The sequence below is a fragment of the Thioalkalivibrio thiocyanoxidans ARh2 genome, assembly GCF_000385215.1.
GTDB classification, from domain to species: domain Bacteria; phylum Pseudomonadota; class Gammaproteobacteria; order Ectothiorhodospirales; family Ectothiorhodospiraceae; genus Thioalkalivibrio; species Thioalkalivibrio thiocyanoxidans.
In genome coordinates, this window is sequence record NZ_ARQK01000039.1 from 26527 (window position 1) to 48980 (window position 22454).

Genomic DNA, 22454 nt, shown 5'->3' on the forward strand with positions numbered 1-22454 from the left:
GTCGGCAACGGGGAAGCGCTGTGTCAGGATAGCGCATCGCCCCAGCCCGGCCACGATGTGACCCAAGCCCGCCTCGATACTGGCTCCCTCCGGCCCCTGAAGTGGTTCTGCGAGTGGCTCGCGGCATGGCCGGCCGGCGTGCTGGCCGCGGGCCTCCTGCTCCTTTGCAGCGCCAGCCTTCAGGCCGATGAACCATCGGAACCCCTGATCGTATCCCAGGACCATGCCTGGCCCCCCTTCGCCTTCGCCGGCAACGGCGGCGAGCCGCGGGGTTTGCTGGTCGACCTCTGGCAGGAACTCGCAGAGGAACTCGACCGCCCGGTGGAGTTCCGCCTGGTCGACTGGCCGCGGACTCTTGAACTGGTGCGCGACGGCGAGGCCGATATCCACGGCGGGTTGATCCAGTCACCCGAGCGCGAACAAACGCTGATCTTCAGCGACGTGCTGCTCCCCTTGCGGACCTTCGCCTTCGTGCGCACCGGCGCCCCCGTGGCCCGACTGGACGAACTCGCGGACGAACCGACAGGCGTGGTGGACGGCAGCTTCGAGCTCGAGTTCATGCAGCGCGAACATCCCGAACAGCCCCTGCAGATCTTCGACAACAACGAGCAGATGGTGCGCGCCGCAGTGGACGGCACCATCGATGTCTTTGTGGGCGACTACCCGGTCGCCATGTATCTGCTGGACCGCCATGGCGAAGCAGGCATGTTCCACCCGCTCGAGCTGCTCTACGAGCAGCCCCTGCGCGCTGCTGTCGCCCCTGGTGACGAGGCACTGCTGGACGAGATCAACGAGGCCATCGCTCGGCTGGACGACGAGTTGCTGCGCCAGATCACGCAGCGCTGGATTCATTCGGACACCATCGAGGTCATCCCGGCCTGGCTGACACCCACTGTCATTGGTGCGGCCCTGCTGGCCACGCTGCTGTACATGGCGCTGCTACTGCGCCAGCGGCGCACGCTGGAGACACGGGTGCGCCAGCGCACCACGGAACTCGAGGAGGAGCGCGAGCTGTTCCGCACCCTGACCGAACACGCCGCGGCAGGCGTATTCATCCTCCAGAATGACCGCTTCCAGACCGTCAATCCGGCCCTCTCGCGCATCCTTGGGCGTCCCGAATCCTGGCTGCTGACTCAGCCTTTCTATGAGGTTATCCACCCGGAACAACGCGACGCCATTACCCGACGGGCCCGCGACCGGATCGCGGGCAAGGAGGTACCGGATCACTACGAGATGAAGGTCATCACCGGCGAAGGCGAGACCCGCTGGGTGGATCTAACTGCCGGCCGCGTGGAACTGCAAAACGGTCCGGCCAGTATCGGCACGATGTACGACATCACCGACCGACGGCTGCTGGAGGATCAGCTGCGTGCGAGCGAGGCCCAGTACCGTCAGCTGGTCGAGAACATCGGCGACATCATCTACACCCTCACGCCGGACGGCATCCTCTCCTATGTCTCCCCCCAATGGACGCGCGTGCTGGGTTATGCCGCCAGGGACGTGACCGGCACGCCCATTATCGACTACGTCCACCGCGACGACCGCGGCGAGTGCGGCCGCTTTCTGCAACGCACCATCCGCTCGGAGAATGATGGCCAGGAAATCGAGTACCGCATCCGCCACCACAACGGGGAGTGGCGCTGGCACGTCTCCAGCGGCGCCCCGATCCGCGACTCGAACGGCAGGATCACCGGATATGTGGGTGTGGCCCGGGACATCACCGATCGCCGCCGAATGCACGACGAGCTTCAGTATCAGGCGCGCTTCAACGCCATGCTCGCGCGCCTGTCCTCGGACTTCGTGACCGCCAGCACCGATCTGATGGACCAACGTCTGGACGCCGCCCTGGCCGACATCGGGCGCTTTTTCGAGAGCGACCGCTGCTACCTGTTCGAGCTGTCACCGGACGGCGAACACATGGACAACACCCACGAGTGGTGCGCCCCCGGCGTGTTCTCGGTGATGAACCAGTTGCGCCACGTGGACCTCGTCAAGCTGCCCTGGTGGCGCACACGCATGCTGGAGGTGTTCGAACACCGCACACCGGTGATGATCGCCTCGGTGGACGACCTTCCCGAGGAGGCCGCCATCGAGCGCGAACTGTTCCGCCGGCAGGGGATCAGGACCCTGATCTGCGTGCCGATCCTGACCGGCCACCAGGTGACCGGCTTTCTCGGCATGGACATGCTCCGCCCCCGCACCTGGCGCGAGGACCAGACGGAGCTGCTACTGGTCCTGGGCAACGTGATCTCGGAGGCGCTTCAGCGCAACCACCTGGAAGTCCAGCTGCGCGACCTGGGGATTACGGACCCGCTGACCGGTCTCTACAATCGACGCTACCTGATGGAACGCCTGCGCGAGCAGATCGAGGCCTGGCGCCGCCATGGCGACAACTTTGCCCTCGTCATACTGGACCTGGACCATTTCAAGGCACTCAACGACACCCATGGGCACCTGGCCGGCGACGAGGTCCTGCGCAATTTCTCCGATGTGCTGCGACGCGAGCACCGGGCCTTCGACATCGTCGCGCGCTTCGGTGGCGAGGAGTTTATCGTGGTACTCACCCACGTGGATCACGAGGCCGCCACCATCGCGATCGAACGACTGCTGCAGGCCACCCGCGAACTCGACATACACTTCGAGGGCGAATCGCTGCCATTCACCGTCAGTGCCGGGCTGGCATGGTCCAAGGAGTGCGACCCCGCGCACCTGACACCCGAGGTATTGATCGATCTGGCCGACGAGCGCCTGTATCGCGCAAAGGAACAGGGACGCGACCGGCTCGTGGCCGGGGACGCTTGATCACTGGCTCGCCACACGCCCCGGGCAGACGTCGCTCAGGGGACAGTCCTGGCAGACGGGCTTGGGTCGGCAGCGCTGCTTGCCGTGTTCCACGATCAGGGCATGCAGATCATTGAAGGCCTGCGCATCCGGCCCCAGTTCCGACTCCACCCAGGCCCGCAGGTCGTCGTAGGCGCCGCGGGCATGCGGCAGGCCCAGCCGTTCGAACAGCCGCCGGGTATAGGCATCAACCACGAACACCGGCCGTTCGAACGCATACAGCACGATGTCGTCCGCCGTCTCCGGCCCGACCCCCTTCACACCCAGAAGGGCCGAGCGCAGGGCCTCGGTCTCCATGCGGGCCAGGGCTTCCACCCCGCCCTGCTGTTCCAGAAAGCGCAGCAGGTGCCGCAGGCGCTCGGCCTTCACGTTGAAGTAGCCGCTCGGGCGGATGTGCTCGGCCAGCGTCTCGTGCGGGAGCTCCAACAGGGACTCCGGGTCCAGCACATCGGCCGCGCGCAGATTGGCGATTGCGCGTTCGACATTGGTCCAGCTGGTGTTCTGCGTGAGCACCGCGCCCACCATGACCTCGAACGCCGACTCCGCCGGCCACCACTGCAGGTCGCCGTAGGCGCCCTGCAGGCGCTGCCGGACCTCGGACACCCGCAACGCCATCAGGAACGCGCCCGACCACCCGGCTTGCGCGGCCCGCCCTTGCGCCCGGAACGCCCCGGCCCCGAACGTCCGGTCTTGCCGCCCTTGCCGGGGCCGCTCCCCGGCTTGGTGGAGGTCCAGCGATCCGCTTCGCGTACGCGCCCCCCCGACTTGGCCCGCTTGCCGCGCGCGGGCCGGGTGTTGCGGCCCGGCCCGCGGCGCCGCCCCCGCTCGCGAATGGACTCCGGCACGGGCAACTCGACCGCCTCGTACAGGGCCTCGACCTCGCGCACCTCCAGATCTCGCGAAGCGCCCGTCTTCAGACCACGCCCGAGCACCACCGGCCCGTAGCGCACCCGGATCAGTCGGCTGACGGTCACCCCGACCGCATCCCACAGGCGGCGCACCAGGCGGTTGCGGCCTTCGCTGACCACGACATGAAACCAGTGGTTGGCGCCGTCGCCGCCGCGCTCTTCCAGGACATCGAAGCGCGCGGGACCATCCTCCAGCTCGACCCCTTCCAGCAGCATGCGCCGCGTATCGTCGGGGACCTCGCCCAGCACCCGCACCGCATACTCGCGCTCCAGCGAGTGGCTGGGGTGCATCAGGCGATTGGCCAGTTCGCCATCGGTGGTGAAAAGCAAAAGACCCGAGGTGTTCAGGTCGAGACGCCCGACCGCCACCCAGCGCTGCCCCTTCAGGCGCGGCAGGCTGGCGAACACCGGCTTGCGGCCCTCGGGGTCGCTGCGACTGCAGATCTCGCCGACCGGCTTGTGATACACGAGCCAGCGATGGGCATGCTCCGCCATGTGGATCACGCGCCCGCGCACGCGGATCACGTCATTCGGCCCGACCTGGTCGCCCAGCTTGGCCGTGCGCTGGTTGACCTTCACCTCTCCGCGCTCGATCCAGCCCTCGATCTCGCGCCGCGAACCGAGGCCGCGCGCCGCCAGGACCTTTTGTACCCGCTCCGACATTCCTGCTGACTCCAGACGTCTCGACCCGGCCGCATTGCCGCGACCGGACCCGCATTCATTATGATGGGCGCTCACGATACACCAACAGGACGTTGCCCATGACCGCCCAGAGCCCGGAAACCACCCCCGTCCAGACCCCGCTGAACATCGCCGTCCTCACGGTATCGGACAGCCGAACGCTGGCCGAGGACCGCTCCGGCGATGCCCTGGTGGAGCGACTGGAGGGCGCAGGGCACCGGCTGGCCGAGCGCCGCGTGGTCCGGGACGACATCTACGCGATCCGCGCCGAACTCTCCCGCTGGATTGCCGACCCGGAGATCGACGCGGTGCTGACCACCGGCGGCACCGGCATCACCGGCCGCGACGGCACCCCGGAGGCCGCCTCGGTGCTGCTGGACAAGACCATCGAGGGCTTCGGCGAGCTGTTCCGCATGCTGTCCTATGAAGAGATCGGTACCTCCAGCCTGCAGTCCCGCGCCCTGTCGGGCGTGGCCAACGGCACTTATGTCTTCGTGCTGCCCGGCTCCACCGGCGCCTGCCGCACCGCCTGGGACCGCATCATCCAGGCCCAACTGGACGACCGCACCATGCCCTGCAACCTGACCATGCTGATGCCGCGCCTGAAGGAGTCCTGAGCCACGGCTGGGACGCCAGCGGTTACTGGTCCACGTGGGTCTGCAGCCAGTATTCGAGCAGGGCCGCGTGCCAGAGCTTGGAGCCCTGGATGCGGGTGAAGTACTGGTCCGGGGCGTCCAGCAGCTTGTCGATGTAGGCCGGCTGGTACAGCCCGCGCTCGCGGGAGGCGCGCGCGGTGAGGATGTCGCGCATAAACTCGAGGAAATCGCCGCGCACGTACTTCAGGGCCGGCACCGGGAAGTACCCCTTGGGCCGGTCCAGCACGGCGTCCGGCAGGCGGCCGCGGGCGATGCGGCGCAGCACGTCCTTGCCTCCGTCACCGAGCTTCAGGTGCGGCGGCATCGCGGCGGCGGTCTCCACCAGTTCGTGATCCAGGAACGGGACCCGTGCCTCCAGGCCGAAGGCCATGGTCATGTTGTCCACGCGCTTGACCGGGTCGTCCACGATCAGCGTGGTCACATCCAGCGCCAGCACCGCGTCGATGAAGGAATCGGCACGGTCGGTCTCGAGCTCGGCGAACTGCTCGCGCAGCCAGTCGCCGGTGACGTCGTTCGCCGGCGGGTGGCGCAGCATCTCGGCCATCTCGGGGTGGTCGCGGTCGAAGTAGTGGCGGCGGAAACGTTCGACCCAGTCGCCGTGGCGGTCCTCGGCCATCTGCGGGTACCAGAAGTAGCCGCCGAACACCTCGTCCGCGCCCTGGCCGGACTGCACCACCTTCACATGCTGCGAGACCTGCTCCGAGAGCAGGTAGAAGGCCACCGCGTCCTGGCCGAACATCGGCTCGGCCATCGCTCCTACCGCCTCCGGCAGCCGGGCCAGCACCTGATCGTTGGGGATCAGGGTCGCCTGGTGGTCGGTGGCGTAGCGCTCGGCGACCGGATCGGAGTACTCGAACTCCGATCCCTTCTCCTCCGGCTGGTCCTCGAAACCGACGGTGAAGGTGCGCAGGTCCTGCGCCCCCTCCTCCATCGCCAGCGCGACCAGCAGCGAGGAATCCAGCCCGCCGGAGAGCAGCACGCCCACCGGCACGTCGGCCACCTCCAGGCGCTTGCGCACCGCGCTGCGCAGATCGTGCTCGATACGCTCCTGCCACTCGGCGTCGGACACGGCCTCGTCCGGGCGGTGGGCATACAGTGTCCAGTAACGGTGCAACCGCTCCTGGCCGCGCGCATCGATGCTCAGGTAATGCCCCGGCTCCAGCTTGCGGATGCCGCGCAGCACGGTGCGCGGCGCGGGCACCACCGCGTGCAGCGAGAACAGCATGTGCAGCGCCTCGGCATCCAGCTCGGTGTCCACGTCGCCCGCCGCCAGCAGCGCCTGGGTATTCGAGGCGAAGCGGATGCCGTCGCCGCTGCGCGCCAGGTACAGCGGCTTGATGCCCATGCGGTCGCGCGCCAGCAGCAGGCGCTGGGCATGGCCGTCATACAGTGCAAAGGCGAACATGCCGTGCAGCCGGGCGACGATGCCCTCGCCCCACTCGGCGTAGCCGCGCAGGATGACCTCGGTATCGCCGGTGGAGAAGAAGCGGTGGCCGCGGCCCTCCAGCTCCGTGCGCAACGCGCGGAAGTTGTAGATCGCGCCGTTGAACACCAGCGCGAGCCCCGTCTCCGGGTCGAACATCGGCTGATGCGCGCGCTGCGACAGGTCCAGGATCGACAGACGCCGGTGCCCCAGGGCGACCCGCCCGGAGGCCCACAGCCCGTCGGCATCCGGCCCGCGCCGTTCCAGGCAGGGCAGCATGCGCGCCACGGCCTCGCCGCTGGCGCGCCGTTCACCCCAGACGAATTCTCCCGCGATCCCGCACATCGATTCTTTCCTTGCTGGTTGGGTGGCTTGGGTTTGGAGCCGGCCTGTCCCTGCCCGGCGCGGGCAGGGGCTTCGCCTGCAAGCAGGCTCCTACCGTTCAGAGGGCTCTGACGAGCTTCCGCCAAAGGCGGCCTCCAGGGCCTCCATCAGGGCCTGGCTGGCGGCCCCGGCGCGGTCGCGATCCGCGTGCGCCATGTAGAACGGCACCTCGTGTCGCGTGCCCGCCTCCAGGTTCAGTTCGACCAGTCGCCCCTGCGCAAGATCCTCCGCGATGCGATCCAGCGGCAGCCAGGCGAAGCCGATCCCGGAGCACAGAATTTCGCGCGCGGTACCCATGTGCGAGACGGTCCAGCGCTGGTCGGCGTCGACCCAGCCCCCCTCCCCGGCCTGCTGTTCGCCGGAATCACGAACCACGATCTGGCGCTGGGCCTGCAGGTCCCGCCGCGTCAGCCCTGGGCGACCCGCTAGCGGGTGTTCCGGATGTGCCACGCAGACCATGACCTGGTCCGCCAGCCAGGTACCCAGATAGCCACCCGGCAGTTCCGGCGCGATCAGGATATCCACCCGGCCTTCACGCAGGAGTTCCGGTCCACCAGTCAGGACGACCTCCTCCAGCTGGACACGGGTCGACGGATAGGCACGGGAAAAGCGCTCCAGCGCCTGGATCACCGGTTCCCGCGGCAGGATCTGATCCACCGCCAGCCGGACCTCGGACTCCACGCCGGCCGCGAGCGCGCCGGCCAGGGCCTCGATCTCGGCCGCCTCCTCCAGCAGGTGCTCGGCACGGCGCAGCAGCGCCTCGCCCGCCGGGGTCAGGACCGCCTTGCGGCCCTGCACCTCGAAAACCTCGACACCCAGGCGCTCCTCCAGCTTCTGCACCGCATGGTTCACGCTGGAGGGGCTCTTGTGTACCTGTTCCGCGGCACGGGCAAAACCACCGGCGGCCACCACCGCCTGCAGCATGCGCCACTGTTCCAGGGAGACGCGGATCAATGGACCCGCCTGCGTCGACACCCGGGATTTCGCAATCCGCCGCGGCGTTCCCGTGCCGGCAAAAGGCTGAACGACGGAGGCCGTGTCTTGTCCGCCAGCAACATCGATCCGAGCACGATCGGGTACATTAATCAGTGTTTCCCTAATGTTCCCCGGGGCACCCGCAGCCGGGCTTGTGCATGCGCCGATGCCACTCCTCGCGGATGCGCGCGTAGGCTGTCGTGGTCATCAGCAACACATGAACGGTGGAGGGATAGATCCGGCCATCCAGACGCAGGGTCTCGGTCAGCTCCGGGTCCTTGCCCTCGGGGATGTAGAAAAAGTCCTGCCCCTCGCGCAACTGATCCTTTTGTGCCTTGAACAGGCGAAACGCCGTGCCCTTGGGCACACCGTTCCATTCGTCGATCTGGCGCAGGCTCAGGGTGGCGTATCCCGCGTGGATGATCGGGTCCGGCGGGGTGGCACTGGCGGAACCCTCGCGCCCGAGAAACAGTCCTGCACTACGGGGGTCTTCGTCGCTTTCGATCCTCATGCTGGCATTATGGCATGCCGGAAGCCGGCCGACGGAACAGGACGACACGGATGGAACTGCTGCAGGAGTACGGACTTTTTCTCGCCAAGGTGGTTACCGCAGTCGTTGCGCTGCTGGTACTCATGGGGGCCTTTGCCGGCGTACTCGCCCGCAGCCGCGAAAAACGGCCCGACCGCCTGACGGTGCGCAAACTGAACGATCGCTACCGACGCATGGAGAAGACCATTCGGCACGCGGTCGAGGGAAGTGCGAACTGGCGAGCGCGGCTGCGCAAGAAGCTTGGATGGCCCCGTGGTGACTCCTCGTCCGGCAAGGACGCGTCCAGCGAAACCCCGAAGCCGGATACCCCGACCGAACACCCCGGCGAGGATTCCGACGACCAGGAACGGCCCAGGGTGTATGTGCTGCACTTCACCGGCGACATCCGCGCCTCCAGCGTCGACAGCCTGCGCGAGGAGGTGACCGCAATCCTGACCCTGGCCCGCCCCGAACAGGACCGGGTGATCGTATGCCTGGAAAGCCCGGGCGGGCTCGTCCCGTCGTACGGCCTGGCCGCCTCGCAACTGGCCCGTCTGCGCGAAGCCGGGCTGGACCTGACCGTCGCTGTGGATCGGGTCGCGGCCAGCGGCGGGTACATGATGGCCGCGGTGGCGCACCGGATCGTGGCCGCGCCCTTCGCGGTGCTGGGCTCGATCGGGGTCGTGGCCCAGATTCCGAACCTGCACCGCTGGCTGGAGCGCCACGACATCGATGTCGAGCTGCTGACCGCAGGTGAACACAAGCGCACCCTGACCGTACTCGGAGAAAACACGGACGAGGGCCGGCGCAAGTTCCGCGAACAGCTGGAAGAGGCCCACGACCTGTTCAAGACGTTTCTTTCCCGCTACCGCCCGTCCCTGGACCTGGAAAAAGTGGCGACCGGCGAGCACTGGTACGGCGAACAGGCGCACGAGATGGGCCTGGCCGACGAGCTGCGAACCAGCGATGATCTGCTGTTGGAGATCAGCCGCGAGGCCGACCTGTTCGAGATTACCTATACCCGGCCGCAGCGTCTGAGCCGGCGCATCACGCTGGCGATGGAGTCCATCGTCGAGCGTGTGCTGCGCGCTCAGGGCCCCGAGGCACGCCTATGAGCCGGACAGACTCGACCTTCGGGGAAGAAGTCCCCCTCACCAGCCGTCCACCCTGCAAAGAACCGATTCGGAGGATATGACCATGCGAGACCGTTCCCGCACCCCTGCGTTGCTGTTGTGTCTGCTCGCCAGCCTGGCCTTCTTGGCCCTGCCGCTGAAGGCGGCCGCCGATGACCAGATGCCCTGGGGCTCGGCCGAGATGATGGACCGCGAATACGAACCGAGGAAGGTGGTCTACGACGTCTACGTGGATACCGAAGACGAGCTGAACAGCGTACTCGACCGCGTCAGCATGCTGAACAACGTCTACGAGTCCGATCCGTTCGAGGCCCACATCGTGCTGGTCCTGCATGGCCGGGAGGTCCCGTTCTTCACCCGCGACGAGTTTGCCGAACGCGAGGAAACCATGCGCCGGGCCAAGTCCCTCACCGAAGGTGGCGTGGTGGAGTTCCGGATGTGCGAGGCCTCCGCCCGGCTGCGCGGCATTGATCACGATGACGTCCATGGCTTCGTGAACCTGGTGCCCATGGCCGACGCCGAGATCATCGAACTGCAGCACGAGGGCTACCTGCTGATGCAGTAAGGCCCGCCTGGCGAGCGCATCACCCCGGGCTGATACCCGACCCTCTGGCTGGTCATGGCCGACGCACGGTGGGCCGGTGACCGCACCCCGGACCAGTCAGCTCGACCCGGATTGTGCCGAGCATCCCTGCGCGGGAGGAAACAGGCGCGGCATCCAGCGCAGGTAGACGAGCATGCCAAACAGTTCGACCAGCGACTGCAGCACGATGACCATGACCGCCGCGTGCAGCACCTCCGGCAGTGCAAGGGCGACCGGCAGCACGACAAACGAGTTGCGCGTACCCAGGCTGAAGGCCAGCGTGCGCCCCTGCTCGCCGGGCAGGGCGAAGGCCCGGGCCAGTCCCCAGGCCAGCGCTGCCGCCCCGAGCAGGTACAGCGCGTACACCGGGATCACGCCCAGCAGATCCCGCCCACCCGCAAACACCAGCGGGGCCTCCACCAGCGCGATCAGCCCCACCACCAGCGCCAGCAGCGGAACGGTGGCAATCGCGAAGCGGTTCTGCCAGACCTCCACGCGACCCCGCATCCTGAGCGCCTGCTCCAGCAAGACGGCCGCCAGCAGCGGCAGCCCGATCAGCAGCGCCGCCGCGGCGAACACGGTCGCCGACATCAGGCCCAGGGCCTCGCCCGGCCCTAGGATGATAGTCAGGTACACCGGCAGCATCAGGAACTGCGCCGCAAGACTCACCGGCGTGAACGCCGCGGCACGCGCACCATCGCCCCCGCCCTGTCGGGAAAAGGTAATGAACCAGTCGGTGCAGGGCATCAGCAGCACGAGCAGGATGCCCAGCCGTATCGCCGGGTCGTCGGGCGCCAGCGGCAGCAGCGCGAGCAATACCAGAGGCACCAGCACGAAATTCCCCACCAGCGCGGCAGCCAGGAAGCGACGGTCGTTAAAGGCGAGTCGTATCGCCTCCCACGGGATTTGCGCAAAGGTGACAAACAGCAACAGCCCGAGCACGGCCCAAACCCAGGCGGTCAGCCCCTCGCCAAACCCCGGCCAGAGGCCGGCCAGCACCAGCCCCATCAAAATGGCGGCGAGATAGATCCAGACCTGAAGGCGCTCCAGCATCGAGCCACGGTACCAGAACCCCACCCGGCATCCGGCTTCGTTGCCCGGGGCACCGGGACGGTTCAGGCTTGGAGATACTCGTTGTACCAATACAGCCCCAGCCGGCAGCCGATGTCATGTCCCAGCAAGAGCCCCTGATTGCCTACCACGATTTCCCTGCCGTGACGCGCACCCGGCTGGAGACCCTGCAAGCCAACCTCGGCTATGTCTGCAACCAGACCTGCTTTCACTGCCATGTGAACGCCGGGCCGAACCGGCGCGAGGTCATGCCGCCGGAGGTGATCGACGAACTGCTCGCCTGCTGCGATCGCTGTGACATCCCGACCCTCGACCTGACCGGCGGCGCCCCGGAACTGAATCCCGGTTTCCGCCACCTGGTCCGCGCCGCGCGCCAGCGCGGGATACACGTGATGGATCGCTGCAACCTGACTGTCCTCGGCGAGCCCGGGCAGGAGGACCTGGCGGCCTTTCTGGCCGAGCAGGGCGTCGAGATTGTGGCCTCGCTGCCCTGCTATCTGGAAGAGAACGTCGATGCCCAGCGCGGCGACGGCGTGTTCGAACGCAGTATCGCGGGCCTCAGGCAGCTCAATGCCCTGGGCTATGGCCTGCCCGACAGTGGTCTCACCCTCAACCTGGTCTACAACCCGCAGGGCCCCAGTCTGCCGCCCCCGCAGGCCGAACTGGAGGCCGCCTACCACGAGCATCTCGAGCGCGAGTACGGCATCCGCTTCAACGCGCTGTTCACGATCACCAACATGCCGATCCATCGCTTTGCCAAAACACTTGCGCGTGAAGGCCGTTACAACACGTACATGCAGACACTGCGCAGCGCCCATCAGTCGTCCAACCTTGCAGCCGTCATGTGTCGGACACTCGTTTCGGTCGACTGGCAAGGCTATGTGCACGACTGTGATTTCAACCAGATGCTGAATATCCCTCTGGGCGCCGGCGATGGCCACCCCGTACACATCAGCGAGCTGACGCCCTCATACCTGTCACAGGCACCGATCGCGGTGGGCGACCACTGCTACGGCTGCACGGCCGGCCAGGGCTCCAGTTGCGGCGGGGCGCTATAAGGGAACGGATCGGGAGGCACCGGGCGTCAGCATCCCGCGGGCGATTCGTTATAGTGGGGGCCGGACCCAATTCAGCCGGGGGACTCATGGATCGCCCGCCTCATTTCAATCCCTCGGCGCGTGCCGAAGATGTGCTCGGCTGGCGCGAGTGGGTCGGCCTGCCGGATCTGGGCCTCGGGGCCATCAAGTGCAAGGTGGATACCGGCGCACGCAGTTCCGCGCTGCATGCCTTCTATGTCGAGAGTTTTTCCCAAGCGGGGCGCGAGTGGGTGCGCTTCGGCATCCACCCGTATCAGCACGACGACCAGACCGAAGTCTGGTGCGAGGCCCCGGTGCTGGATGTCCGCAATGTCACGGACTCCGGCGGCCATACCGGCGAGCGTTACTTCATCGCGACCCGGGCAAAAATCGGTGATCGAGTGGTTCCTCTGGAACTCTCCCTGACCAGCCGCGATACCATGCGCTTTCGTATGCTGCTCGGGCGCGAGGCCATGCGGGGGCGCTTCCTGGTGGACCCTCAGGCCTCGTTCCTGCTCGGCCGTCCCGCTCCACATCTTGCAACACCGGAATCCACGCCCGAATGAAGCTCGGAATCCTCTCGCGCAACAGCAAGCTCTACTCCACCCGGCGTCTTGTGGAGGCGGCCCAGCAACGCGGCCACGAAATCCGCGTGGTGGACCCGCTGCGCTGCTACATGAACATCACCGCGCACAAGCCCCAGATCCACTACAAGGGCGATGTGCTCGACCAGTTCAACGCGGTGATCCCGCGTATCGGCGCCTCCATCACCTTCTACGGCAGCGCCGTGCTGCGCCAATTCGAGATGATGAGCGTCTATCCGCTGAACGAGTCGGTGGCCATTTCACGCTCGCGCGACAAGCTGCGCAGCCTGCAGCTGCTCTCGCGCCGCGGCATCGGGCTCCCGGTGACCGGGTTTGCCCACTCCCCCGACGATATCGACGACCTGCTCGCCACCGTCGGCGGCGCACCCTGCGTGATCAAGCTTCTGGAAGGCACCCAGGGCCTGGGGGTCGTGCTGGCCGAGACCAAGCAGGCAGCCGAGAGCGTAATCCAGGCCTTCATGGGCCTGAAGCAGCACATCCTGGTGCAGGAGTACATCAAGGAGGCCAAGGGCTCCGACATCCGCTGCTTCGTGATCGGCGAGAAGGTCGTCGCCTCGATGAAGCGCCAGGCGAAGGAAGGCGAATTTCGCTCCAACCTGCATCGCGGCGGCAGTGCCAGCCTGTGCCGTATCACCCCCGAGGAACGGGCCACGGCGGTGCGCGCGGCCAAGGTGATGGGGCTGAACGTCTGCGGCGTCGACCTCCTGCGCTCGAACCACGGCGCGGTGGTGATGGAGGTCAACTCCTCGCCGGGCCTGGAGGGGATCGAAAACGCCTCCGGGAAGGACGTCGCCGGCATGATCATCGAATTCATCGAGAAGAACGCCAAGCCCAACCGCACCAAGACCAAGGGCCGCGGCTGATGGCCACACCCCGGGCCGACCGCAACGACGCGATCACCATCGGCGGGACGACCGTCCGTCCCGGTGAGCGGCGCACGGTGGAGTTGCAGCTCAGCGCCCTGTATACCCACACCCCGACCAACATGCCCGTGCAGGTACTGTGCGGCCGGCGCAAGGGGCCGGTGCTGTTCGTCAGCGCCGCCATCCATGGCGACGAGATCAACGGCGTGGAGATCATCCGCCGCCTGCTGAAGATCCCGGCGCTGCGTCGCATGCGCGGCACGCTGCTGGCCATTCCCGTGGTCAACATGCACGGTTTCATCAACCAGAGCCGTTACCTGCCCGACCGCCGCGACCTGAACCGCTGTTTCCCCGGCTCGCCCAAGGGCTCGCTGGGGGCCCGGGTCGCGCGGCTGTTCATGCGCGAGATCGTCCACCGCAGCACCCATGGCATCGACCTGCACACCGGGGCGATCCATCGCTCCAATCTGCCGCAGATCCGCGCCAACCTCGATCACTCGGAGACGCAGGCGCTGGCACGCGCATTTGGCGCGCCGGTGATCCTGAATTCCGCGCTGCGCGACGGCTCCCTGCGCGAGGCCGCGGCGGAGCGGGATACCCCGATCCTGCTGTACGAGGCCGGCGAGGCATTGCGCTTCGACGAGCTGTCCATCCGCGGCGGTGTGCACGGCATCATCGAAGTGATGCGGCATCTCGGCATGCTGCCGGCAAGCCGGCGCCGCACCCCGCGCGAGCCGATCATGGCCCGCACCAGCGGCTGGGTGCGCGCCCCGCAAAGCGGCATCCTGCGCAGCTTCGTGCGCCAGGGCGAACGCGTGGTCCGCGACCAGACCCGCCTGGCGATCGTCTCCGATCCCTTCGGCGAGACGGAGACCGAGGTCCTCGCCCCGGCCTCGGGGATCATCATCGGCGAGCTCAATCTGCCCCTGATCAACGAGGGCGACGCCCTGTTTCATATCGCGCAGTTCAACCGGACCGACCTGGCGGTGGAGCGCCTGGAGACCTTCCAGGAGAACCTCGAGGCCAGCGACTACCCCTACGCCGACGCCCCGCGCCCGGAAACGCCCTGACGTTCACGCTCGCGGGGGATCAAAACCCGCTGTCACCACGTCTACAGCTCGAACTCATTCAACCAGACCTCTCTCCATGACCCGTTTGCCCCTGTGGCTCCATGCCCTGCTCCTGACGGGCGCCCTGTGTGCCAGCCCCGCCCTGGCCCAGGAGATTGCCGAAGAGACCCCGGACGACGCCCAGACCGGCGCGGTCTCGGCTGCCGTCAGCATCGATGCGGGCGGGGCCGAGATCCCGGTCGAGCGCTACTCCGCGGATGGCGATGCCGTACTGCTGTGGTTCCCGTCCGAGTACGGACTGCTGGACGGCCACCGGCAGCAGGCCCTGGCACTGCAGGCCGCGGGCATCGAGGTCTGGCTGGCGGACCCGTTCGCCGGGCATTTCCTGCCGGAGGCCGCCTCCAGCTTCAACGAGATGCCGACCGAGACCGTAGGCGACCTGGTCGAGGCCGCACACGCGGAGGACGAACGCGCGGTGTTCGTGTTCGGCAATGACCGCGCCCTGCCCTGGCTGCTCACGGGCCTGTACCACTGGCAGGAGGAGCACCCCGAGGCAGAGCACCTCGCGGGGCTGATCATGATGAGCCCGTACCTGCATACCGGCGTGGACACCGACGAGGCCGAGATGCAGCCCATCGTCGGCGTCACCAACCTGCCGATCTACATCATCCAGCCCATGCTGTCCCCGCAATTCCAGCACCTGGGGCTGATCCGCTCGACCCTGAGCGACGGGGGCAGCTCCGTCGGGGCGCGCCTGCTCCCCGAGCTGCGGGACCGCTTCTTCTTCCGGCCCGATGCAATGGAGGCCGAACTCCTGGCACGCGAGATCTTTCACCAGGAGCTCGTCTACGGCATGGACCTGTTGCGCCGCCTGCCGGCCGCGCGCACCGCCGCCGCATCCGACGACCTGGACCTGAGCGTGAACACGCCCACCGGCAGCGACGTCCAGCTGGATGCGCTGGACGAACCGGTCGCGGCCCCCGAGCTGGTCCGCCCGGATCTGGAAGGCGACGAACACCGTCTGGAGGACTATCGCGGCGAGGTCGTGCTGATCAACTTCTGGGCCAGCTGGTGCCCGCCCTGTGTCCACGAAATGCCGTCGATGCAGCTGCTGGAAGACGAGCTGCGCGAAGAGGGCTTTCGTATCCTCGCGGTGAATCTTGGCGAGGACGAAGAGACCATCCGTGACTTCATCGAGAACGAGGTGCAAACGGAGTTCACCATCCTGCTCGATCCGGACCAGGAGTCCCTGAACGACTGGCGCGCGATGGCCTATCCCACCAGCTATGTCGTCGACCGCCAGGGCAACCTGCGCTACTACCTGTTCGGCGCGATCGAGTGGACCGAGCCCGGCGTCGTCGACCAGATGCGCGAGCTGCTCGAGGAAGACTACGGAGCCCCGGAAGGCGTAGATTAGTCCGAACCGGGCGGCGTCCCGAACGCCTCGCGCAGCCAGTCGCGCAGGGCGTCAAAACCGTGTTCCGCCCGCTCCGAGGGCGGCTGCATGCCCGGGACGAACCCGTACTGGCGAAACGGCTCCAGCAAGGCCGGATCGCCACTGATGATGTGCACGGGCACTGCCCAGCTGGCGTCCTGCCCGGTTACCAGGGCCGCCGGCTGGTGATCGCCCAGCATGAAAAACAGCGTGTCCTCGTCCGCATACCGCGCCGCATAGCCCCCGGTCACCTCCAGCGAATAGCGCACCGACTCCGCGTAGTACTCGCGCACGCGATCGAAGTCCCGCCACAGCGCCTCCGGGCTCGGCCCCTTGCCCGCCCACTCGTCGAAGACCGCGCCGTCCCCGATCGCCTCCCAGTCCTCCAGCACCGGCAGGATCGGCGTCCACGGCGCATGCGAACTGATCAGGGCCAGCATCGCGAATACCGGGCGCTCCGAGGGCCCGCGGATCTCGCGCTCGAAGAACGACCAGGTGTACTGATCCGGCATGGTCACCCAGAAAAACGGCGGCCCGGCGTAGTCGAACCCGTGCTTGTCGACGATCCGGTCCCAGCGAAACCACTGCCCCTCCGGCCAGTCGAGCTGGATCGCCGGCGCCAGCATGGTGGTCTCGTGCCCGGTCGCCTGAAAGTCCTGCACCAGGGTGTCGCGGGTCTGCGCCTGCAACGCATCGTAATGCCCGGCGTAACGCACCTGCAGACCCGTCAGCAGCGAGGCCTGGGCCAGCCAGGACTGCCCCCCGGCGATCGGGGCCTCCAGTACGCCGGTCACCACATGCAGGTCCGCGTCCTCGAGTGCCTCGCCGATGGACTCGAGGCTCGGCACGATCCCCGGCGCATAGCGCTCGTCGAACACGGCCGAGACCCCGTAGGACTCCACCAGCCCCACGATCATGTCCACGTCAGCCAGACCCGGCAGGGGACGCCCCTCGGCCTGTTCGCGGGTCTGTTCCAGGCGCTCGCGAAACGTGCGGTTCTCCACCAGCGCCCCCTGCCCGGCCACGATCTGCTCGTGGACCGAGACGAGCCCGGGGGCGGCCGTGCCCGGCAATGCCGCGCCCCGTGCGGAGACGACCGCCCCCACCAGCCCGAGCGTGAACAGCCCGACCGCGACAGACAGGGGTATCCGATGTCCTTGCGCCGGCTGCACGGTCAACGCGAACAGGCCGCGAGCGGCGCCCGCGATCACCGCGACCAGCCCCGCGATCAGGACGGCGACCAGCCCCACGGTGACCCAGGCATCCAGATTGCCGGTCACCAGCCGCCAGACCGCATCCAGCAGGATCCAGTCCTGCATCACGTTCAGGGGGCGCACCAGGCTGACGCGGGTCAGGGCGTCGAACAGCGCCAGCACCACCAGCGCCAGCAGAACGAAACCCGCCCCCCAGGCCAGGACGCGCGCCAGCCGCCCGGCGGGCAGCAGCGCGAACAGGCCAACCAGCAAGACCGCCTCCCAGGCCAGCCAGTAGGGCCCGATCCCCGCGTACCGGGGCACGGCCAGCCCCAGCAGCACGACGTTGAGCGCTGCGAGGGTCAGCAGCAGTCGGATCACGGACAGACGCGCATCAGCGCCGCGGGGAACCGAACGTCATCCGCTGCAGGACACCATCCCGACGGACACGCCAGTGGTACAGGGCCGCCGAGATATGACCCAGCGCCAGCACCAGAATGGTGATCCCCAGGATCTGGTGCCATGCGAACAGGGTCTCCGACAGCGCCTCGTTTTCCGGGAACAGGCCCGGCAGGATCAACGGACCCAGCTGCACCGGGTAACCGCCGGCCGCCGTCGCCCACCAGCCGATCACCGGCATCACGATCAGCAGCAGATACAGCAGCCCGTGGACCGACTCGGCCGCGATGCGCTGGGCGGGCGGCAACGCAACCGCGTAGGGCGGCTTGCCGTGACGCAGCCGCAGGCCCACACGCACCAGCATCAGCAGCAAAACCAGCACCCCGAAGCTCTTGTGCCAGGTGTAGATAGTGTCGGTCGTGCCCTCGCCAAAGCGCTCCTGCAGCCCCTCGAAGCCATACCAGCCGATGGTCCCACCCAGCGCCAGCGCACCCAGCACCAGCACGGCGACCGCCCAGTGCACGATCCGCTGGCTCAGGGCGTAACGCGGCCACACTCCGGCATTGTCCGTCTCCATGTCGCGCTCCCGTTCGTGTATGCCCCCCAACATGCCGCCCGCAGGGGATGCCCGCAACCCCAGCCTGGCTGACGATATCCCGCATTGGCCGTACCGGGCCATTATGCTTTGAGGATGCGATCCTCCACCCCCAACCCGACGTCACTGACCGGCGTACGCTGCCTGACGTTCGACCTCGACGACACGCTGTGGCCGGTGATGCCGGTGATCCACCATGCGGAGGCGCGCTTCTACGCCTGGCTGCGCGAGCATGCGCCGATGGTCTGCGAGCGCTTTGATCCGCAGGCCCTGGTCACGGAGCGTGCCGCCTTCATGCGCGCGGCCCCGCAAAACGAGCGCCACGACCTGACCGGCCTGCGCAAGCGCTGGCTCCGCGAGCTGGCCACGGATTGCGGCTGCTGTCCCGATCTGCTGTCCGAAGAGGGATTCGAGGTGTTCTGGCATGCGCGCAACGAGGTGACCCCGTTCCCCGAGGCCGACGGCGTACTCGCCACGCTGTCGCGTCACTTCCGACTGGGCGCCATCAGCAACGGCAATGCCGATGTCTTTCGCACCCCCCTGGGGCGCCACTTCGACTTTGCGATCGCGGCGGGCGAGGCCGGCGCGGCCAAGCCCGACCCGGTGATCTTCGCCCAGGCCCGCGAGCAGGCCAGCGTCGAGGCCGAGCAGATCCTGCATGTGGGGGATGACAGCACCAGCGACGTCCTGGGAGCCCTGAACGCGGGGTTTCAGGCCGCCTGGTTCAATCCCGACGCGCTGCCCTGGGAACACGGGCGGCCCCGGCCGGTGCTGACACTGGGCCGGCTGGGACAGCTGCCGCGGCATCTCGGGATCGACTAGGGAGACGCTGATTTAATCGCACGTCCGCGTTGGTGCCCCCTGTTTTCCGAGACAAGGCGCGTCGTGCAGCGGGTAGTGGTTCTACCCGCCCGTTTTTGATGAATGCGGGGCGCAACGCAGGATCGGGGAACAGGGGGCACCAACCCCACAATCCATTTAAAGCAGGGGCTCGGCCGCCCGTTGTTGATCAAAAACGGGCGCGCGCACAGCGTTGCGGTTCCCTTGTGCAGAACGACTGCACCGCAGTCACCGCGCCTTGTTCGCACGCAAAAGCGACTCGAGCGCGGACGTGCGATTAAATCAGCGTCTCCCTAGGCGTCTATCGCCGCAGCCCACCCCCTCAATCGGGATCGACCCGGCCGCGCAGGGCCTTCTTGCGGCCACGGTGGGTCTTGCCCTCGAGGCGGCGCAGCTTGGACGCGCGGGTGGGACGGGTCGGCTTGCGTGTCTTGATCGGACGACCGGCCTCGCGCAGGAGTTCGGCCAGGCGATCCAGCGCATCCTCGCGGTTGGCCTCCTGGGTGCGGTACTGCTGCGCCTTGATTACCACCACGCCATCCTTGCTGATGCGCTGGTCACGACGGCGCAGCAGGCGCTGCTTGTAAACGTCAGGCAGGCTGGAGGCGCGGATGTCGAAGCGCAGATGGATGGCCGAGGCGACCTTGTTCACGTTCTGCCCACCCGCGCCCCGGGCTCGGATCGCGGTCAACTCGACCTCGTCCTCGGGCACCGCGACGCTGTTGGAGATGCGCAGGGCCATGGCTTAGCGAAAGTCGCCGTCCTTGATTCGGCCCTCGTCGTCCAGCTCGGCGAAAAAGCGCGAGTTGTCCTGGCGGTACTCGTGGGTCGCGATCTCGCCCGGCAGTACGAGCGTCACGTCCGGATAGACGCGTTCGAACTCCTCGGGGCTTGGCCGGGTCTCCAGGAAATGCAGAAACGGGTTCATCTGCTTGACCGTCCCCGGGCGCGGCTCCGGTCCATCGGCTCGCGTCTCGGTCTTGTGCACCGCGCAACCGCTTGTACCCAGCGCCAGCATCACCGCCACTACGGGCATCCATCGAAGTATTCGTGCCATGCAGCCCTCCGGCGTCAGTCGTATGCACCTTTATTGCGAGGCGCCGCAGCAGTCGCAAGCTGGCGTCAAGCCACGAACCACTGGTTTCGGACGGAGGTCGCCACGTCGCTACGCTCCTCGCGATGACGGTGCCAACGCAGGGCCCCGGGGTCGCCCCTACTCCGTTGGCTGGCCGTGCTCGCGGGTGGCCTCGAAGCGGATCTCCGGCCATTTCTCCTGCGCCATCTGCAGGTTCACCCGCGTGGGGGCGATATAGACCAGATCGCCGCCGTGGTCGATGGCCAGGTTGGCCGCGGCCTTCGCCTTGAACTCCTCGAGCTTCTTCGGATCGTCACATTCGACCCAGCGCGCGGTCTGGACGTTCACGTTCTCGAACTGCGCCTCGACCTTGTACTCGGTACGCAGGCGCTCGGCGACCACGTCGAACTGCAGCACGCCGACCGCGCCGAGGATCAGGTCGTTGTTGGTCAGCGGGCGGTACAGCTGGGTCGCCCCCTCCTCGCACAGCTCCTGCAGCCCCTTGGCCAGCTGCTTCATCTTCAGCGGGTCCTTCAGCTGGGCGCGACGGAACAGCTCCGGGGCGAAGTTGGGCACGCCGGTGAAGGTCAGCTCCTCGCCCTGGGTGAAGGTGTCGCCGATGCGGATGGTGCCGTGGTTGTGGATGCCGATGATGTCGCCCGGGTAGGCGGTCTCCACATGTTCGCGGTCGGAGGCCATGAAGGTCAGGGCGTCGGGGATCTTCACGTCGCGCCCGATACGCACATGGCGCAGCTTCGCGCCCTTGTCGAAGGTGCCGGAGCAGATGCGCATGAAGGCGATGCGGTCGCGGTGCTTCGGGTCCATGTTCGCCTGGATCTTGAACACGAAGCCGGTGAACTTCTCCTCGGTGGGCTCGACCCGGCGCGAATGGGTCGGCCGCGGCAGCGGACCCGGGGCATATTCGACGAAGTCGTCCAGCAGTTCCTCGATGCCGAAGTTGTTGATCGCGGAGCCGAAGAACACCGGGGTCTGTTCGCCGCGCAGGTAGGCCTCGGGGTCGAACTCGTGCGAGGCCCCCTGCACCAGTTCCATTTCGTCACGCAGTTCCTGCGCCTGGTCGCCGAGCACCTCGTCCAAGCGCGGGTTGTCGAGGCCGTCGATGATCTCGCCGGTGGACTTCTTCCCGCCCTCTTCCGGATCGTACAGGTGCACCGCGTCGCGGCGGATGTGATAGACGCCGCGGAAGCGCTTGCCGGAACCGATCGGCCAGGTCACCGGCGCGCACTGGATCTTCAGTACCTCCTCGACCTCGTCGAGCAGCTCGATTGGGTCGCGGCCCTCGCGGTCCATCTTGTTGACGAAGGTCATGATCGGCGTGTCGCGCAGCCGGCAGACCTCCATCAGCTTGATAGTGCGCTCCTCCACGCCCTTGGCGGCGTCGATCACCATCAGCGCGGAGTCCACCGCGGTCAGCGTGCGGTAGGTGTCCTCGGAGAAGTCCGCATGCCCCGGCGTATCCAGCAGGTTCACGATGCGGCCCTTGTAGGGATACTGCATCACCGAGGAGGTCACCGAGATGCCGCGCTGCTTTTCCATCTCCATCCAGTCGGAGGTGGCGTGGCGCGAGGCCTTGCGCCCCTTGACCGTACCGGCGAGCTGGATCGCGCCGCCGTACAGCAGGAGCTTTTCGGTCATGGTGGTCTTGCCCGCGTCCGGATGCGAGATGATCGCAAAGGTCCGGCGCCGGGCGGTTTCCTCGAGAAAGGTCATGGTCTTGGGCCGCATGAATGAAGCGCGGCAGTTTAACGCGAAACCGTACGGCGTTCGCGTTTCCCCCTGCCCCCAATGCAGATGGCCCCGGAGAAGATCCGGGGCCATCTTTCACCTGCGCCCTGAGGACTCGTACGAAGGCCAGGGAAACACTGATTAATGTACACGCTCGCTGCTTCGTCGCTTTTGCGTGCGAACAAGGCGCAGTGACTGCCGTGCAGTCATTCTGCACAAGGGAACCGCAACGCCGTTCCCGCGCCCGTTGTTATCAAAAACGGGCGGCCGAGCCCCTTGGGGTTGGCACCCCAGGTTCCCCGATCCTGCGTTGCGCCGCTTGCGGGTAGAACCACTACCCGCTGCACGGCGCGCCTTGTCTCGGAAAACCTGG

General features: G+C 67.2%; 21 protein-coding genes. 10 read left to right on the forward strand and 11 right to left on the reverse strand.

The window, feature by feature from the left end; all coding sequences use genetic code 11:
* Positions 1-96 precede the first annotated feature (96 nt).
* Positions 97-2802 (forward strand): diguanylate cyclase, encoded by a 2706-nt coding sequence (locus tag G372_RS0103785; RefSeq protein ID WP_051080821.1) that lies wholly within the window; start codon positions 97-99, stop codon positions 2800-2802.
* Here G372_RS0103785 and G372_RS0103790 read toward each other — a convergent pair whose 3' ends face one another.
* Both G372_RS0103790 and rluB read right to left on the reverse strand, forming a co-directional pair.
* Positions 2803-3456 carry an endonuclease III domain-containing protein gene (locus G372_RS0103790; RefSeq protein ID WP_018863797.1) on the reverse strand — a complete coding sequence of 218 codons (654 nt, stop codon included), beginning with the start codon at positions 3454-3456 and terminating at the stop codon, positions 2803-2805.
* Positions 3456-4412 (reverse strand): 23S rRNA pseudouridine(2605) synthase RluB, encoded by a 957-nt coding sequence (rluB, locus tag G372_RS0103795; protein ID WP_018863796.1) that lies wholly within the window; start codon positions 4410-4412, stop codon positions 3456-3458. The genes G372_RS0103790 and rluB overlap by 1 nt, the downstream gene beginning before the upstream one ends.
* A 98-nt stretch (positions 4413-4510) precedes the next feature.
* Here rluB and moaB point away from each other — a divergent pair, with 98 nt between their 5' ends.
* On the forward strand, positions 4511-5047 hold the full coding sequence (gene moaB, locus G372_RS0103800) for a molybdenum cofactor biosynthesis protein B (protein ID WP_018863795.1): 537 nt from the start codon (positions 4511-4513) through the stop codon (positions 5045-5047).
* 22 nt (positions 5048-5069) lie between these two features.
* Here moaB and G372_RS0103805 read toward each other — a convergent pair whose 3' ends face one another.
* The 3 genes from G372_RS0103805 to G372_RS0103815 form a co-directional block, all read right to left on the reverse strand.
* The gene (locus G372_RS0103805) at positions 5070-6854 is read right to left on the reverse strand and encodes an N-acetylglutaminylglutamine amidotransferase (protein WP_019624550.1); all 1785 of its coding nucleotides are present in this window, start codon (positions 6852-6854) and stop codon (positions 5070-5072) included.
* Positions 6855-6944: 90 nt separating this feature from the next.
* Positions 6945-7847: a LysR family transcriptional regulator gene (locus G372_RS0103810; RefSeq protein ID WP_019624551.1), complete on the reverse strand. Its 903-nt coding sequence runs from the start codon at positions 7845-7847 to the stop codon at positions 6945-6947.
* 142 nt (positions 7848-7989) lie between these two features.
* A complete protein-coding gene (locus tag G372_RS0103815; protein ID WP_018863791.1) occupies positions 7990-8379 on the reverse strand; it encodes a hypothetical protein in 390 nt (129 codons plus the stop codon).
* Positions 8380-8429: 50 nt separating this feature from the next.
* On the opposite strand from G372_RS0103815, the gene sohB reads away from it, so the two are divergent.
* Positions 8430-9512, forward strand: a complete 1083-nt coding sequence (gene sohB / locus G372_RS0103820) for a protease SohB (RefSeq protein WP_019624552.1) — start codon at positions 8430-8432, stop codon at positions 9510-9512.
* An 82-nt stretch (positions 9513-9594) separates the two neighbouring features.
* Positions 9595-10095, forward strand: coding sequence for a DsrE family protein (locus G372_RS0103825; protein ID WP_196800081.1), 501 nt, complete (start codon positions 9595-9597; stop codon positions 10093-10095).
* Positions 10096-10191: 96 nt separating this feature from the next.
* Here G372_RS0103825 and G372_RS0103830 read toward each other — a convergent pair whose 3' ends face one another.
* Positions 10192-11166 (reverse strand): bile acid:sodium symporter, encoded by a 975-nt coding sequence (locus tag G372_RS0103830; RefSeq protein ID WP_026340420.1) that lies wholly within the window; start codon positions 11164-11166, stop codon positions 10192-10194.
* A gap of 116 nt (positions 11167-11282) precedes the next feature.
* Between G372_RS0103830 and arsS the strand changes: the two genes are divergently transcribed.
* The 5 genes from arsS to G372_RS0103855 all read left to right on the forward strand — a co-directional run bounded on the left by arsS (position 11283) and on the right by G372_RS0103855 (position 16215).
* Positions 11283-12242, forward strand: a complete 960-nt coding sequence (gene arsS, locus G372_RS0103835) for an arsenosugar biosynthesis radical SAM (seleno)protein ArsS (protein WP_018863787.1) — start codon at positions 11283-11285, stop codon at positions 12240-12242.
* 86 nt (positions 12243-12328) lie between these two features.
* Positions 12329-12826 carry an ATP-dependent zinc protease family protein gene (locus tag G372_RS0103840; RefSeq protein WP_018863786.1) on the forward strand — a complete coding sequence of 166 codons (498 nt, stop codon included), beginning with the start codon at positions 12329-12331 and terminating at the stop codon, positions 12824-12826.
* Positions 12823-13728, forward strand: a complete 906-nt coding sequence (gene rimK, locus G372_RS0103845) for a 30S ribosomal protein S6--L-glutamate ligase (RefSeq protein ID WP_018863785.1) — start codon at positions 12823-12825, stop codon at positions 13726-13728. The genes G372_RS0103840 and rimK overlap by 4 nt, the downstream gene beginning before the upstream one ends.
* Complete coding sequence (locus G372_RS0103850) at positions 13728-14798, forward strand: succinylglutamate desuccinylase/aspartoacylase family protein (protein WP_019624555.1); 1071 nt, start codon at positions 13728-13730, stop codon at positions 14796-14798. The genes rimK and G372_RS0103850 overlap by 1 nt, the downstream gene beginning before the upstream one ends.
* Positions 14799-14874: 76 nt before the next feature.
* Positions 14875-16215: a TlpA family protein disulfide reductase gene (locus G372_RS0103855; protein WP_019624556.1), complete on the forward strand. Its 1341-nt coding sequence runs from the start codon at positions 14875-14877 to the stop codon at positions 16213-16215.
* On the opposite strand, the gene G372_RS0103860 is transcribed toward G372_RS0103855, so the two are convergent.
* On the reverse strand, positions 16212-17807 hold the full coding sequence (locus G372_RS0103860; protein WP_019624557.1) for an alkaline phosphatase family protein: 1596 nt from the start codon (positions 17805-17807) through the stop codon (positions 16212-16214). The two genes, G372_RS0103855 and G372_RS0103860, sit on opposite strands and share 4 nt — an antisense overlap.
* A gap of 13 nt (positions 17808-17820) precedes the next feature.
* Entirely contained in the window at positions 17821-18402 is a 582-nt protein-coding gene (locus G372_RS0103865; RefSeq protein WP_018863781.1) for a cytochrome b, read from the reverse strand.
* Positions 18403-18516: 114 nt separating this feature from the next.
* Between G372_RS0103865 and G372_RS0103870 the strand changes: the two genes are divergently transcribed.
* On the forward strand, positions 18517-19242 hold the full coding sequence (locus G372_RS0103870; RefSeq protein WP_019624558.1) for an HAD family hydrolase: 726 nt from the start codon (positions 18517-18519) through the stop codon (positions 19240-19242).
* 340 nt (positions 19243-19582) lie between these two features.
* On the opposite strand, the gene arfB is transcribed toward G372_RS0103870, so the two are convergent.
* The 3 genes from arfB to G372_RS0103885 form a co-directional block, all read right to left on the reverse strand.
* Complete coding sequence (gene arfB, locus G372_RS0103875; protein WP_018863779.1) at positions 19583-20002, reverse strand: alternative ribosome rescue aminoacyl-tRNA hydrolase ArfB; 420 nt, start codon at positions 20000-20002, stop codon at positions 19583-19585.
* Between the two features lie 3 nt (positions 20003-20005).
* On the reverse strand, positions 20006-20278 hold the full coding sequence (locus G372_RS0103880; RefSeq protein ID WP_196800084.1) for a hypothetical protein: 273 nt from the start codon (positions 20276-20278) through the stop codon (positions 20006-20008).
* 195 nt (positions 20279-20473) lie between these two features.
* Complete coding sequence (locus G372_RS0103885) at positions 20474-22066, reverse strand: peptide chain release factor 3 (protein ID WP_019624560.1); 1593 nt, start codon at positions 22064-22066, stop codon at positions 20474-20476.
* Positions 22067-22454 lie beyond the last annotated feature (388 nt).

Excerpts from the sequence above, each read along its gene's own strand:
- rimK (WP_018863785.1), top strand. The coding sequence starts at position 12,823 with ATGAAGCTCGGAATCCTCTCGCGCAACAGCAAGCTCTACTCCACCCGG.
- G372_RS0103815 (WP_018863791.1), bottom strand. The coding sequence starts at position 8,379 with ATGAGGATCGAAAGCGACGAAGACCCCCGTAGTGCAGGACTGTTTCTC.
- G372_RS0103865 (WP_018863781.1), bottom strand. The coding sequence starts at position 18,402 with ATGGAGACGGACAATGCCGGAGTGTGGCCGCGTTACGCCCTGAGCCAG.
- G372_RS0103830 (WP_026340420.1), bottom strand. The coding sequence starts at position 11,166 with ATGCTGGAGCGCCTTCAGGTCTGGATCTATCTCGCCGCCATTTTGATG.
- sohB (WP_019624552.1), top strand. The coding sequence starts at position 8,430 with ATGGAACTGCTGCAGGAGTACGGACTTTTTCTCGCCAAGGTGGTTACC.
- G372_RS0103825 (WP_196800081.1), top strand. The coding sequence starts at position 9,595 with ATGCGAGACCGTTCCCGCACCCCTGCGTTGCTGTTGTGTCTGCTCGCC.
- G372_RS0103850 (WP_019624555.1), top strand. The coding sequence starts at position 13,728 with ATGGCCACACCCCGGGCCGACCGCAACGACGCGATCACCATCGGCGGG.
- G372_RS0103855 (WP_019624556.1), top strand. The coding sequence starts at position 14,875 with ATGACCCGTTTGCCCCTGTGGCTCCATGCCCTGCTCCTGACGGGCGCC.
- moaB (WP_018863795.1), top strand. The coding sequence starts at position 4,511 with ATGACCGCCCAGAGCCCGGAAACCACCCCCGTCCAGACCCCGCTGAAC.
- G372_RS0103805 (WP_019624550.1), bottom strand. The coding sequence starts at position 6,854 with ATGTGCGGGATCGCGGGAGAATTCGTCTGGGGTGAACGGCGCGCCAGC.
- arsS (WP_018863787.1), top strand. The coding sequence starts at position 11,283 with ATGTCCCAGCAAGAGCCCCTGATTGCCTACCACGATTTCCCTGCCGTG.
- rluB (WP_018863796.1), bottom strand. The coding sequence starts at position 4,412 with ATGTCGGAGCGGGTACAAAAGGTCCTGGCGGCGCGCGGCCTCGGTTCG.
- arfB (WP_018863779.1), bottom strand. The coding sequence starts at position 20,002 with ATGGCCCTGCGCATCTCCAACAGCGTCGCGGTGCCCGAGGACGAGGTC.
- G372_RS0103790 (WP_018863797.1), bottom strand. The coding sequence starts at position 3,456 with ATGGCGTTGCGGGTGTCCGAGGTCCGGCAGCGCCTGCAGGGCGCCTAC.
- G372_RS0103885 (WP_019624560.1), bottom strand. The coding sequence starts at position 22,066 with ATGACCTTTCTCGAGGAAACCGCCCGGCGCCGGACCTTTGCGATCATC.
- G372_RS0103880 (WP_196800084.1), bottom strand. The coding sequence starts at position 20,278 with ATGCTGGCGCTGGGTACAAGCGGTTGCGCGGTGCACAAGACCGAGACG.
- G372_RS0103840 (WP_018863786.1), top strand. The coding sequence starts at position 12,329 with ATGGATCGCCCGCCTCATTTCAATCCCTCGGCGCGTGCCGAAGATGTG.
- G372_RS0103870 (WP_019624558.1), top strand. The coding sequence starts at position 18,517 with ATGCGATCCTCCACCCCCAACCCGACGTCACTGACCGGCGTACGCTGC.